This is a genomic window from Lutibacter agarilyticus (assembly GCF_900188235.1).
GTDB classification, from domain to species: Bacteria; Bacteroidota; Bacteroidia; order Flavobacteriales; family Flavobacteriaceae; genus Lutibacter; species Lutibacter agarilyticus.
In genome coordinates this window covers 200,906-215,922 of sequence record NZ_FZNT01000001.1, presented here as the reverse complement: position 1 = coordinate 215,922, position 15,017 = coordinate 200,906, and the positions used below count along the sequence as shown (strand labels likewise).

General features: G+C 32.8%; 8 protein-coding genes. All 8 read left to right on the top strand.

The window, feature by feature from the left end; translation table 11 throughout:
• The first annotated feature begins 3 nt into the window (after positions 1–3).
• The 8 genes from CHB67_RS00760 to CHB67_RS00725 all read left to right on the top strand — a co-directional run bounded on the left by CHB67_RS00760 (position 4) and on the right by CHB67_RS00725 (position 15,005).
• Positions 4–1,551, top strand: a complete 1,548-nt coding sequence (locus CHB67_RS00760; protein ID WP_089379827.1) for an alpha-L-fucosidase — start codon at positions 4–6, stop codon at positions 1,549–1,551.
• 85 nt (positions 1,552–1,636) lie between these two features.
• Positions 1,637–3,865, top strand: coding sequence for a glycoside hydrolase family 3 C-terminal domain-containing protein (locus tag CHB67_RS00755; RefSeq protein ID WP_245813384.1), 2,229 nt, complete (start codon positions 1,637–1,639; stop codon positions 3,863–3,865).
• A 238-nt stretch (positions 3,866–4,103) separates the two neighbouring features.
• Positions 4,104–6,830: a T9SS type A sorting domain-containing protein gene (locus tag CHB67_RS00750; protein ID WP_089379826.1), complete on the top strand. Its 2,727-nt coding sequence runs from the start codon at positions 4,104–4,106 to the stop codon at positions 6,828–6,830.
• Entirely contained in the window at positions 6,830–7,528 is a 699-nt protein-coding gene (locus tag CHB67_RS00745; RefSeq protein ID WP_089379825.1) for a hypothetical protein, read from the top strand. Before CHB67_RS00750 ends, CHB67_RS00745 begins: the two co-directional genes overlap by 1 nt.
• A gap of 137 nt (positions 7,529–7,665) precedes the next feature.
• The gene (locus CHB67_RS00740) at positions 7,666–10,140 is read left to right on the top strand and encodes a sugar-binding domain-containing protein (RefSeq protein ID WP_089379824.1); all 2,475 of its coding nucleotides are present in this window, start codon (positions 7,666–7,668) and stop codon (positions 10,138–10,140) included.
• Positions 10,141–10,157: 17 nt separating this feature from the next.
• The gene (locus tag CHB67_RS00735; protein WP_089379823.1) at positions 10,158–11,714 is read left to right on the top strand and encodes an alpha-L-fucosidase; all 1,557 of its coding nucleotides are present in this window, start codon (positions 10,158–10,160) and stop codon (positions 11,712–11,714) included.
• Between the two features lie 46 nt (positions 11,715–11,760).
• The gene (locus CHB67_RS00730) at positions 11,761–12,606 is read left to right on the top strand and encodes a LamG domain-containing protein (protein WP_176461178.1); all 846 of its coding nucleotides are present in this window, start codon (positions 11,761–11,763) and stop codon (positions 12,604–12,606) included.
• A 20-nt stretch (positions 12,607–12,626) separates the two neighbouring features.
• Complete coding sequence (locus tag CHB67_RS00725) at positions 12,627–15,005, top strand: glycoside hydrolase family 3 N-terminal domain-containing protein (protein WP_089379822.1); 2,379 nt, start codon at positions 12,627–12,629, stop codon at positions 15,003–15,005.
• Positions 15,006–15,017: the final 12 nt, after the last annotated feature.

The following is a 15,017-nucleotide window of genomic DNA, read 5'->3' as shown; positions in this document are numbered from 1 at the left end:
AAAATGAGATTAAGCAAATCAAATTTATTAGTCGCTATTATACTTTCTATATTTGTATATTCTTGCGCTGATAAATCAAGCGAAAAAAAAATAGCCCAGGCTCAAAAACCTACATACGAGGCTAATTGGGAATCTATTAAAGCTAATTATAAAGATCCAGAATGGTTTAACAAAACCAAATTTGGAATTTTTATTCACTGGGGAGCATACACTGTTCCAGCCTTTGGTTCTGAATGGTATCCAAGACAAATGTATATGGATACTGCAAACTTTAATGCTCAATTAGGTGGTACTAAACCTGGCCCTAGTAAGGAATACTTGCATCATAAAAAAGTTTGGGGAGACCAAAAAGACTTTGGATACAAAGATTTTATTCCAATGTTTAAGGCTGAAAAATTTAATGCTGACGAATGGATTGATTTATTCAAAAAATCTGGTGCAAAATATGTAATTCCTGTAGCTGATCATCATGATGGTTTTGCTATGTATAAATCTAACACTACTCGATGGAATGCTTATGATATGGGTCCTAAAAGAGATGTTTTAGGCGAATTATTTAAAGCTGGTAGAGAAAAAGGAATGATTATGGGAACATCATCTCATTTCGCTTTTAACTGGTCATTCTACAACAAAAAAGATCATTTTGATACTACAGACCCTGAATATGCAGATCTTTATTCTTCAAAAGGGAAAGATTTAACAGAACCTGTATCTGAAGAATTTAAACAACGCTGGTGGGAAAGAACTAAAGATGTTATTGACAACTATCAACCAGATATTTTATGGTTCGATTTCTATCTAGATATTCCTGATTATGCTGATATGAGACCAAAATTAGCTGCTTATTACTACAATAAAGGAATTGAGTGGAATAAAGAAGTTGTATTACAAGATAAAAACTTTTCTCACGAAGCCTTTCCTGAAGGAACCGTTATATACGATTTAGAAAGGGGAAAATTACCCGGAATTAGAAAGTTACCTTGGCAAACAGATACCTCTATTGGTAAAAACTCTTGGAGTCATGTTACCAACTGGAAATCAAAAACAGCAAATCAAATTGTTGACGATTTAGTTGATATTGTAAGTAAAAACGGATGTTTATTATTAAATGTTGGTCCTAAAGCTGACGGTACAATTCCAGAAGATCAAGCTAAAATATTATTACAAATTGGTGATTGGTTAACTACCAATGGTGAAGCAATTTACGATACCAAATACTGGAAAACTTTTGGTGAAGGTCCAACTGAAGTTAAAAAAGGACACCACTCTGAAGGTAATAACAAAGATTTATCTTCAAAAGATATTCGTTTCACCACAAAAGATAACAACCTTTACGCCATTGTATTAGATTGGCCTGAAAACGGTAAGGTAAACATTACCACATTAGCTAAAAATACTGAATTCGCAAAAGATATACACATAACTGATATAAATGTTTTAGGAAGTTCTGAAAACATAAAATGGAGCCAAACTGAAGAAGGACTTGAGGTAGCAATGCCAAAAGAAAAACCTTGTGATTTTGCATACACCATAGCCATATCATTAAAATAGTTATTGTTAAGTTGATTGATTGATTAATAAAAAAGGTACATTTATATTTAAAATGTACCTTTTTTTAATTTTTAAAAAAACCGTAATGAAATTCTTATCCCACTCAAAAATCAAATATTCTTTTTTAATTGTAATGGCAATCTCATTTGGAGTTCTAAGTTGTGAGACAAAAGAAAAAGAAAAAGAAAAAGAAACAGCACAAAACAATGTAGAACCGAAATTTAAATGGGAAAACATCAATCTTTCGAATAATGAACGCGTAGATATTTTAATTGCTGAAATGACTTTAGAAGAAAAAACGTCTCAATTATTAGACATCTGTCCTCCTATTGAAAGATTAGGTATTCCAGAATATAATTGGTGGAACGAAGCTTTACACGGCGTAGCTAGAAATGGTAAAGCAACTGTTTTTCCACAGGCAATAGCATTTGGGGCTACCTTTGACGAGGAATTAATTTTAGAAGTTGGTACTGCAATTTCAGATGAAGCTAGAGCTAAATACAATGAAGCTATTAAAATTGATAATAGAAGTCGTTACGCGGGACTCACATTTTGGTCTCCAAATGTAAATATTTTTAGAGACCCTCGCTGGGGTCGAGGACAAGAAACTTATGGTGAAGATCCCTATTTAACAAGTAGAATTGGTGTTTCTTTTGTAAAAGGTTTGCAAGGAACAGATGCTAAATATATGAAAGCTGCTGCCTGTGCAAAACATTATGCAGTACATTCAGGTCCTGAGGAATTTAGACATGAATTTAATGCTGTTGTAAATAAAAAAGATTTATTTGAAACCTATTTACCTGCTTTTAAAGCCTTGGTTACTGAAGCCAATGTTGAAGGTGTTATGGGAGCTTACAACAGAACTTTAGGAGAACCTTGTTGTGGAAGTCCTTATTTATTGCAAGATATTTTAAGAGACCAATGGGGGTTTAAAGGATATATTGTTTCAGACTGTGGAGCTATTAGTGATTTTCATAGATTTCATAAAGTAACCAAAACTGCTGAAGAATCGGCAGCCTTAGCCTTAAAAAGCGGAACAACCATAAACTGTGGAAATGTGTATCAAGTATTAAAATCTGCTCTTGAACAAAAATTAATTACAGAAGAATTAATTGATACTCGCCTAAAAGAAAGTTTATTAACTCGTTTCAAACTTGGAATGTTTGATCCTATTGGTACAAACCCATATGATGCCATTACTTCTGAAGTTGTAGATTCTGAAAAACATAGAATGCTTGCCAGAAAAGTCGCTCAAAAATCAATTGTACTTTTAAAAAACAAAAACAATATTCTTCCTATAAAAAAAGATATAAGAACTGCCTATGTTGTTGGTCCAAATGCTGCAAACGAAGAGGTTTTACTTGGAAATTATTACGGTTTAACAAGTAGCACACAAACAATTTTAGATGGTATTGTAAATAAAGTAAGCGCCGGAACTACCATCAATTACAAATCTGGGGTATTGCCTTTTAGAGCTAATGTAAATCCAATAGATTGGACTACAGGAGAAGCCGGACAAGCGGATGTTTGTATTGCTGTAATGGGAATTTCAGCACTTTTAGAAGGTGAAGAAGGTGAAGCCATAGCATCAAGCGATAAAGGAGATAGAACAAGTATTAAATTACCTCAAAACCAAATAGACTTTATTAAAAAAATAAAAAGTAAATCCAACAAGCCACTGGTATTGGTTTTAACTGGCGGAAGCCCAATAGCCATTCCTGAATTACACGATTTAGTTGATGCTATTCTTTTTGTATGGTATCCAGGTGAAGAAGGTGGAAATGCCGTTGCTGACGTTATTTTTGGTGATATCAATCCTTCTGGTAAGCTACCTATAACTTTCCCAAAATCAGAAGATCAACTACCTCCTTACATAGATTACAATATGGTCGGAAGAACTTATAAATATATGACAAAGGAGCCATTATATCCTTTTGGGTTTGGATTATCATACACAAATTTTGAATATAGTAATTTAACCATTAGCGATACTTATGAAGTAACTGTAGATATTACGAACACAGGAAAAACTGAAGGTGAAGAAGTTGTTCAGTTATATATAAGCTCTCCTTTAGCAGGAAAAGAAGATCCTATATACGACTTAAAATCATTTAAACGTGAAAAATTAGCTGTAGGTGAAACAAAAACAATCACGTTTAAGCTAAGTAAAGAAACCTTCAATCAATTTAATCAAGAAGGAAAAGAAGTGTTAAGAAAAGGTAATTACACCTTATATATTGGCGGATCTTTACCTTCTCAAAGAAGTATTGATTTAGGCGCTTCAAAAACTATTTCAAAAAATATAAATTTCTAAAAAAAAACATAAAACCTCTTTACTTTGCGTAAAGAGGTTTCTTAAAATAAGTATATTTTTATTACTTCCTTTCACTCAAGTAAAAATCAACAAAAAGCAATAAACAACACACTTCCCCTTCTAAGTTCTTCAATAATTATGAAGTAAAATCATTTGTTCTATTCTCTTAAACATTTGTTCAAAATATATCTTCGCTTCAAATGTAATTTTGTAAATCAAAATACCAATTGGATTTTATATGAGTAATCTTAAAAGAATAGTATTAGTTCCTCTCTTATTCATTGTTCTAAATAGTTTCTCCAGAAATATTTATGTTGCAAAAGATGGAGATGATTCAAACCCCGGAACGGAAGAAAGTCCTTATTTAACAATAAGTAAAGCTGCAAGCATAGCACAGCCTGGAGATATTGTATTTATTAAAGAAGGCACATATGAAGAAACCTTAAAACCTGCAAATTCAGGAACTGCGGGAAGTCCTATTATTTTTCAATCTTATCCAGGAGATAAAGTTATTATAAGTGCTATGGAAGCACTTTCTGGATGGACACAAGATACTGGTAGTATTTATAAAACCACAATTCCTTTCAATAGTTTAGAACAGCATAATTTTGTTATGAACGGAGAAACTGCCCTTGATTTGGCACGTTGGCCAAATAAAACAGTTGGAGTTAGTCCTTTCGATTTAAATACCTTAAGAAATACTGGCGGAAGCGATGGAAGTGTTATTTCTAATGCTTACTTAACCGAATCTAGTATTCCTAGTCACGATTGGACTGGTGGAGCTGTTTGGTTCTATGGAGATAAACCTGGCTCTGGTTGGATTTCTTGGAAAGCAACAATAACAAGCAGTGCTGGTGGAAGAGTTAATTTTAATTTAAATAAAAACCCTGACTGGATTAGAACATTTCATGCACCGGCAGATTTTGGAGATTTCTTTTTGGAAGGTGTAAAATCGGCATTAGATTATCAAAATGAATGGTGGTTCAATTCAAGTACAAAAGAATTATTTGTTCAATTACCAAATGGCACAGCTCCTATTGATGGTGTAGTACAAATGCGTAGAAGAATTGAAACGATCAACTTAAAAGATAAAAAGTACATCGAAGTTAGAAATTTAGCTGTTTTTGGTGGAAGCATTAATTTAGAAGATTCCTCCACTTGGCAAACCAATAATAGAACTACAAATAACGTTTTATACGGTATTTCTTCATTCTACGGAAATCATACACAAGGAATTGTTAGTGGATTTAATGCGAACTCTCCAAGTGTAAGTGTACAAGGACAAAACAATACTATTGAAAAGTGTGAAATTGCTTATAACGCTGCGTCTGGTATACAAGTTAGAGGTAATAATCATATTATTAAAGATAACAGAATTCACGATTTTAACTTTTTAGGATCTTATGATGCTCCAGTTGTTATGAGAGGAATCACCAATACAAAATTTTCACAAAATGAAGTTTTCAATGGTGGTAGAGACGGAGTAAACTACAGTGGAGAAAATAATGAATTGGCTTTTAATGACATTTCAAAAAGTAATTTAATTGCCGATGACTGCGCCCTGTTTTATACTGTTGGTAAACAATTAGGTACTAAAATTCATCATAATTGGTTTCATGATGCTGCTTCAAGTGGAGATAAGAAAAAGGCTGCTGGTATTTATTTAGATAATAATGCCGAAGGTTTTTCTGTCCACCACAACGTAGTTTGGAATACTGAATGGTCTAGTATTCAAATCAACTGGAATGGGAAAGATATTGATATTTTTAATAATACCCTATGGAATGGAGCTCAAGTTATGGGAGCATGGCATAAAGACGGAACAGAATTTACAAATGTAAAAGTTTGGAATAATTTAGGGAGTGATGAAAATTGGGAACCCCAATCAGACAAACAAAACAACCTAACTGTTGCTTCAAGTGTTTTTGTTGATAGTAATAATGGAGATTTTTATCTATCAGATAGTTCTATACCTATAAATGCTGGAAAAATTATTCCTGGTATTACTGATGGTTATTCAGGAAGTATGCCCGATGTTGGGGCATACGAATATGGAAATGAAAAATGGGTCGCAGGAATTACTTGGGATTATAAATATGGACCTACTGGCTTAGGTTGCTATGGGTTACCTGGTGAAGATTGTATTACGTTACCTAAAAACGATCAAGATAAAGATGGTGTTGCCGATGAAATTGATGAATGTCCTGATACTCCTCTTGGAAGAACCGTTAATGCTGTAGGTTGTGAATTTTTCTCATTGCCTGCTGATAATTTTAAATTGTTAAGTACAAGTGAATCATGTCCAAATAGCAATAATGGTTCTATATCAATTGAGTCTTCAAAAGAATTAGCTTTTACTGCTAAAATTACAGAAACAAATGAATCAAAAGAATTTACAAAAAATATAACATTTGAAAATTTAGATGCTGGTACATATACTGTTTGTATAACAACTACAGAAGACACAAATTATAAACAATGCTTTACTATTAAAATTAAACAACCTCAAGCATTAAAAGTATCAACAAAGGTTCATAAATCAACAAGCCAAATAACACTTAAACTTTCTGGTTCAAAACAATATAGAATTGAACTAAATGAAAAGATTTTAATAACAAACGAAAATGAAATTACACTTGATCTAATTTCAGGTAAAAACAATTTAAAGGTAAAAACTGAATTAGATTGTCAAGGTGTTTATATCGATGAATTTTCATTATTAAATAATATAACTATCTACCCTACTGTAGTTAACAACAAATTTTCAATTGGAATTCCTTCACCAGAAGGCAAAACAATTAACTATCAAGTAATTTCTATCTCTGGAAACATCGTAATAAATAAAACTGTAAAAATAACCAATCAACCAATTATAGTTAATACAAGTAACCTATCAAAAGGCTTATATTTTGTTAATATCATTGGTTTAAACTATAATGTTCAATCTAAAATAATAAAACAATAATGAAAAATTTATTCAAAATAACAGTACTCTTTTTTTCTTTAACAATAGTAAGTTGTGGTGGTAGCAACGATGACACACCACCTCCTCCTGTTGTTGAAAATCCTACAGCAGCTGATTTAGTATTACCATTAAAAAATGAAGAATGTAACCAAGGAAATATCATTTCTGAAACATTAAGCAGGGTTAAATTTGAGTGGAATAAATCTGAAAACACTGATAAATATACGCTTGTTTTAAAAAATTTAAGTACTAATGAAACTACAGAAACTAACACTTCAAGTACAACAATTAGTCAAAACATAGCCCGAGGAACTTCTTTTTCTTGGAAAATAATTTCAATATCCAATTCAAATTCAACAACAGCAACTAGTGAAACTTGGAACTTTTTTAATGCTGGAAAACCCGTTGAGAATTATATTCCTTTCCCTGCGGAAGTTGTAAGTCCACCAATGGGAGGTTTAACTGATTATGTAGTTACTTTAAAATGGAATGGTAGCGATATAGATAATGATATTGATAAATATGAAGTTTATTTAGATGTAAATAGCACACCTACAACCTTATTTGAAACTACCACAAACACCACTATTCAAAATGTTTCTTTAAATACAAATACGGTATACTATTGGTATGTTAAAACTATTGACAAACACGGTAATAGTTCAATATCTCCAACATTTGAATTTACAACTAAATAGTTTTCAGTTAAATAAAAACTATTGAATTTCTGAATCAAAACACATTCGTTTTAGAATATTAGCCATTTGTAAGTATTCATATATAGTGTTAACTGTAAATTTGTTGATATCAAAGTAATTTTACTATTATCCTATTTATGAATACTCCTTTTTTAAGTTTTAACCACAAACAAATAAAACAACTAACTTTAATTGGTTTCATTGTTGCTTTTTTAGTTTCCTGTACCAAAGAAGCTCAGGTTACTACGCATAATTTTAATAAAGGTTGGCAATTCTCAAAAGGAGAAATTACAGCAGCTATTCAGCCAGCATTTAATGATAGCGCATGGGAAACCATAAACATTCCTCACGATTGGAGTATTAAAGGACCTTTCTCTAAAGACAACCCATCTTTTTCACGTGGTGGTTGGTTACCAACCGGAAAGTGTACTTACAGAAAAACGTTTACTGTAGATGCTAATGCAAATGAACATAAAGTGTTTGTTTACTTTGATGGTGCTTACCGTAATTCAACAGTATATATCAACGGAAATAAAGTTGGTTTTAGACCTTTAGGTTATATAGGTTTTGAATACGACTTAACTAAGTTCATAAAATTTAAAGGAGAAAATGTACTAACCGTAACTTTAGATAATTCTTCACAACCAGGTTCTCGATGGTATTCTGGAACTGGTATTTATAGAGATGTAACTTTAAAAATACGTAATAAAACATACATTCCAACTTGGAGTTTATATGTTACAACTCCACAAATTTCTAAAAACAAAGCTACAATTAACACAAAATTCAAAGTAACATCTGAATTCAATAAAGCAAAACATGTACTAACTAAAACAAGTATTTTAAAAAATGATAAAGTAATTACTTCCAAAGAAGATAAATTAACTATTTCAAAAGGTATCAATGAAGAATTCTCTATTGATTTAGACATTATAAATCCTGAATTCTGGTCACCTGAAAGTCCGAACCTTTACACGGTTAAAGTTGAATTATTTGAAAACGGAGAATTAATTGGTACAGAATCAACAAGAACAGGTATTAGAACTTTAGATTACAATAAAGACTCTGGTTTTTCAATTAACGGAGTTCAAACAAAATTAAAAGGTGTTTGCTTACATCACGGTGGTGGACCTTTAGGTGCAGCTGTTTACAGAAGAACTATTGAACGTCAGCTTGAAATATTAAGAGAAATGGGATGTAATGCAGTTAGAACTGCCCACAACCCATTTTCAACTGAATTTTTAGATGTTTGTGACGAAATGGGTTTTTTAGTAATGAATGAAATGTTTGATGAATGGGAAGTTGTAAAAGAACCTGCTACTACTCAAAATGGTAAAAAAGTTCGTATTCCTGTAGATTTTTATGCAAATCAATTTAAAGAATGGGCCGATAAAGATTTAACCGATTTTGTATTACGAGATAGAAATCACCCTTCAGTAATTATGTGGAGTATTGGAAATGAAATTGATCAAATGAAAACTGATGAAGGAATTCCAATTGCTGAACGGTTGATTGATATTATTCATAATTTAGATTACAGACCTGTTACCAATGGTTTAATCGGTTATGGTTGGGATGCGTGGCCAAGCGATGAAGCTGCTGCCACAAGCGATATTAAAGGTTTTAATTACATTAAAGAAAATGGATTTGTTCGTGAAGAAGCACTTTTTCCAGAAGCTATGGGTATAGTTACTGAATGTGCATCTGCGCAATCTTTTTATCCGAGAGGAACTTATTTATACGGAGCACAAAAAAAAGCTTGGTGGGACAACCTAAATTACGAAAGTAAAGATGCGTACAATTGGGTAGAAACGAGAGGTTTAATTGGAGAAAGAGGTTATGCTTCTTGGAGAGCCGTAAAAAAGCGTAAGGGAGTAATGGGGCAATTTATTTGGACAGGGTTTGACTATTTAGGTGAAGTAATTCCGTTTGGATGGCCAGCTCGTTCGTCATCCTTTGCTCCTATTGATTTATGTGGTTTTCCCAAAGATGGCTATTATTTTTATCAATCTCAATGGACTTCAAAACCAATGGTTCATATTTTTCCTCATTGGAATTTAGAAGGTATGGAAGGTAAAGAAGTTGCGGTATACGCTTATACAAATGGTGATGAAGTTGAATTATTTCAAGATGGAAAATCATTAGGAAAACAAAGCAATGATATAAATGATGTTGAATACCAACAATGGAAAGTAATTTACACCCCTGGAACTTTAAAAGCAATAGCTTCTAAAAACGGAAAAATTGTTGCAGAAAAAGAAGTAAAAACAGCAGGAAAACCTGCTAAAATTGAATTATTTGCAAGAAGATCAAATTTAAAAGCTAATGGTACTGATTTAGCTTATATAGAATGTACAATTCTTGATGCAGATGGAAATGTAGTGCCTAATGCTGATAATTTAATAGAATTTAAGGTTGATGGTGTAGGAACATTAATTGGTGTAGGAAATGGTGACAATATGAATCACGATTCATTTCAAGCTTCAAGCAGAAAAGCATTCAATAGCAAATGCTTAGCAATAATTAAAACATCAGAAAAAACAGGAGATATTAAATTCACAGCTTCTTCAAAAGGATTAGAAACTGCTACCATAAAATTTATTACTGAATAATTTATAAAAAACAGCATATGAAACTATTTAAAATAAGTCTTGCTTTACTCTTAACAATAACTGTTGCATATAGTCAACAACAAAACAAAGAACATACACATTATCAAGAAAATTGGGAATCGTTAAAGAAGGTTAATGAAGCTCCAGATTGGTTTCAGGATGCTAAATTTGGAATTTACACCCATTACGGACCAGTTTCTTCTGCATTTGTTGGTGCAGATCCGGATCAATGGTATGCTGGTTGGCACGGTATGAAAATGTATGAAGATGGTAAAAAGGTACCTACAAAAAATGGAAAACCTACAACTAATTTTACACATCACAAAAACAAATACGGTGACCCAGCTAAGTATGGTTACAAATACATTATTGAGCAATTCAATCCATCTGCTTTTGATGCCAAAGAATGGGCTGATTTATTTGCTAAATCAGGAGCAAAATTTGCAGGACCCGTAGCTATGCACCACGATAATTTTGCAATGTGGGATAGTAAAGCTACGCGTTGGAACTCTATGAATTACGGAGGTATTGATCCTTCAGCTGCGTTAAAAAAAGAAATTGAAAGCCACGGAATGAAGTTTTTAGGCTCGTTTCACCACGCTTTTACTTGGAAATATTTTGCACCTGCGCACGCTTATGGTGGTGTTAATCCAGAAGATTACGATTTATATACCAATCCGCATTCATTAGAATCAGATACACCTGATGAAGATTTTTACAATGCTTGGTGGGCAAAAATAAAAGAGTTTATGGATGTTTATCAACCTGATGTTATTTGGTTTGATTGGTGGTTAGAAAATATGACAGAAGAAATTCGCACAAAATTTTTAGCGTATTATTACAACAAAGGAATTGAGTGGAATAAAGAAGTTGCTGTTTGTTATAAAGAAACTACTTTCCCTGAAGATGCAGCTGTAAAAGATTTTGAACGTGGACGACCAAATCAACCAAAAGAACATTTTTGGTTAACAGATACATCTCCAGGAGCTTGGTTTTACCGTCCAAATGCAAAGTTTACAACTTCAAATGAATTGGTAGATATCTTGGTTGATATTGTATCAAAAAACGGATTGATGTTGTTAAATGTACCACCAAATCCAGACGGTTCTATTCCGCAGGAAATGAAAGATTTATTAATTGATATGGGAGAATGGTTAGCTGTAAATGGTGAAGCTATTTACGGTACACGTCCTTGGACAATTTTTGGAGAAGGTCCTACTCGCCTTCCTGAAGGTGGTCATAAAGTTGAAAAACACAAAATTGCGTATACCAATACAGATATTCGTTTTACAAAAAAAACTGACAAAGAGTTTTTTGCTATAGTAATGGACACTCCTAAAAACGAAATTCTTATCAAATCGTTAAGTACACAAATTGGAGTGCTTAATTCAACCATTGAAAAAGTGGAATTATTAGGTAGTAACGAAGAAATTGAATGGGTAAGAAATGAAAAAGGCTTAATTATTAAAGCTCCTAAACAATTCTCGTCAGAATATGCTCATGCTTTCAAAATTACAATGGAAGGTTATAAAGAAAACAATATTGGCGGTGCTATTGATACGCATGTAGATTAATAGATACAACATTTTAAAAATCGTTAAAGAATCACTTTTATTCATTATGAAACAATTAATCCTAATTTTTAGCTATTTAACATTTAGTGTTTTTTACGCACAAACACCACAAGCACCAATTGGTAAAAAATGGGTTAAAGTTGAAGAATTGTCTGATGAATTTGACGGTACAACTTTAGATGAATCCAAATGGCAAAAAGAACCAATTGGAAACGATTGGATGTGGGACGGACGACCTCCAGCACTGTTTAAAGCTAACAATGTTGTTGTTGAAAACGGAAAATTAAATGTAACCGTTGGTAAACTAGATACCCCTGTAATTTCAAACGGAAAAACTTTCACGTATCAAGGTGGTATTGTACGCTCAATAAAACCTGGGCATATTGGTTGGTATTTTGAGGCTAAAATGAAAGCCAATGAAACAGTAATGTCATCTACATTTTGGTTAATGACGAAGTATAATTGTGAAAAAAAATTAGAATTAGACATACAGGAATGTGTTGGGAAAACTACAGATTCAACCGAAGTTTGGGGTAAAGAATGGGATCAAATTTTTCATGCAAATGCCATTCATAGAAAAACTAGTTGTCACCCAGAAAGTGAAAGAGTTCAGGCTTTTTCGGTACCTGAAACTAAAAACCACGAACGTTTTTATGTATATGGTGCTTGGTGGAAATCAGAAACTGAAATACTATTTTATTTAGATGGTGTTTATGCGTACACGTTGAATCCTACTGTAACTTGGGATGTGCCTGCTTTTATACAAATGGCTATTGAAACCTATGATTGGAATCCAGTTCCTGAAGATGGTGGATTGGTTTCCCACGGTACTAAAGCACAAAGAACCACTCAATACGAATGGGTTAGAACTTGGAAATTAAGCCCAATTTAAAATAAAAATCAAATTTTATAATGAACTTATTAAAATCTATTTCACTAAAACATTTAGCTTTAACTGCTTCCCTATTTTTCTCTATTGGAATTGGGCAACTATTTGCTCAAAACCAAACACCCTTTTACACTTCAGAAACAAATGAAGTGGTAGATGCTATTATGGCAAAAATGACCATGGAAGAAAAATTAGCTCAAATTGTAGGAACCAGATTAAAATTTGTGATGGAAAATGGTAAATTCTCTTCTGAAAAAGCAAAAGAGCACATGCCATTTGGTATTGGACATTTTTGTCAGTTTTCATCGGGTCTTACATTAAGTCCTGAAGAATTAAGAGATTTAGTTAGAGATGTTCAACATTTTTTAATGACCGAAACAGATTTAAAAATTCCAGCTATTTTTCATGAAGAAGCAATTACAGGTTTTGCTACCCAAGGAGCTACAACATTTCCGCAACAAATTGGCATGGGTTGTACTTGGAACCCTGAACTAATTTCTAAAAACACCGCTTCAACAACTAAAAATATGCGAGCAGCGGGTGCCACGTTTGCTTTGTCTCCAATGCTCGATTTAAGTCGTACAGCACATTGGAACAGGCTAGAAGAAAGCTACGGTGAAGATGCATATTTAACTTCTCGTTTAGGAGTAGCTTTTGTTAAAGGTTTACAAGGAGATGATTTTAGAACAGGCGTTGCTGCTACCGTAAAACATTTTGCAGGTTATGGAACATCAAATAACGACACAAAAGAATTATACGAAGAATACTTAATGCCTCATGAAGCCTGCATTAAAATTGGAGGTGCTAAAAGTGTAATGCCATCATATGGTGTTTATAGGTCTTTGCCTGTTGTGGCAAATCCAACAATGCTTGATCAAATGCTTCGCAAAGAAATTGGTTTTGACGGATTGGTTGTTAGTGATTATTTTGCAGTTAATAAAATTTACAAAGGTTACAAGCAAGCTCCTTCATCTATGGTCGCTGGCGCAATGGCTTTAAATGCAGGTGTAGATATTGAACTTTCTTCTCCTGAAGCTTATCCTTTATTGCCTGAAGCTATTGAGAAAGGGTTGGTTACTGAAAAAGAAATCAATCAGGCAGTGAAGCGCTCTTTAACTATGAAAGCTAAATTGGGCTTATTAGATAAAAATCCACAAATAGGGCAAGATGGCTCTCTAAATTTCGACCCACCTGAAAACAGAAAATTGGCTTATGAATCTGCAAGTCAGTCTATTGTTTTATTAAAAAACAATGGCATACTTCCGTTGAAAAAGAACATAAAAAAAATTGCACTTGTTGGTCCAAACGCTGCAACTGTACATTGTTTATTAGGAGATTACACCTATCAATCTATGATTTCATTTTGGCACAGCACAGAGTTTGATCCTGAAAATCCAAAATTAATCACTTTAAAAGAAGGACTAGAAACAAAGTTAGGAAGTGCTGTTGAAATACTACACGAACGAGGTTGCGATTGGAGTGCTCCGTTAGAATCAACCATTGATAATAGTGGTTTGGGTGATGACAGACTTAGTAAATTAAAACTATTAACAATTAAAGGACTACCTCAGCCTGATTTGGAAAATGCTATAAAAATTTCAAAAGAAAGTGATGTAATTATAGCTGCAGTTGGAGAAAATTTATATTTATGCGGAGAAGGTAGAGAAAGAAAAGGTATAAGATTGCCTGGAGCGCAAGAAGCTTTTGTAGAAAAATTACTTGCAACTGGTAAACCTGTTATTTTAGTAATGTTTGGTGGTCGTCAACAATTGGTTAGCAAGTTTGAAGACAAATGTGCTGCTATTGTTCAAGCTTGGTTTCCTGGTGAAGAAGGTGGAAATGCAATTGCTGATATTTTAGTAGGAAACGTAAACCCTTCTGGTAAATTATGTGTTACGTATCCAAAAGATGAAAGCAAAAACGAAATAAATTATAAACGAGGTTATTCCGAAGACAATCAACCTCAATATCCTTTTGGTTATGGACTTTCTTATACAAATTACAAATACAGTAATTTAAAAGTTCAATCATCAGCAAACATAACTGATGAACGTTTTACTGTTGAATTCAATATAAAAAATACAGGAGATAGAACAGGTACTGAAATTGTACAATTGTATGTTTCACCTAAAGAAAGTAACTCTACCCTACTCCCTATTCAACTAAAAGGTTTTCAACGAGTTGAATTAAAACCGGGAGAACAAAAGAAGGTTATTTTTAAAATTTCACCAGAACAATTTGCCCAATATATTAATAATAAATGGATTATTAATCCTGAAAAAATTGAAGTATTAATTGGAGCTTCTTCAACAGATCTTCGTTTAAAAGGTGAAATTGATTTAAATGGAACAAAAAAAGTCTTAGAAAACGGACGATCAGTCTTTTTCTCAGTAAATAAATAATAAACTTTATTT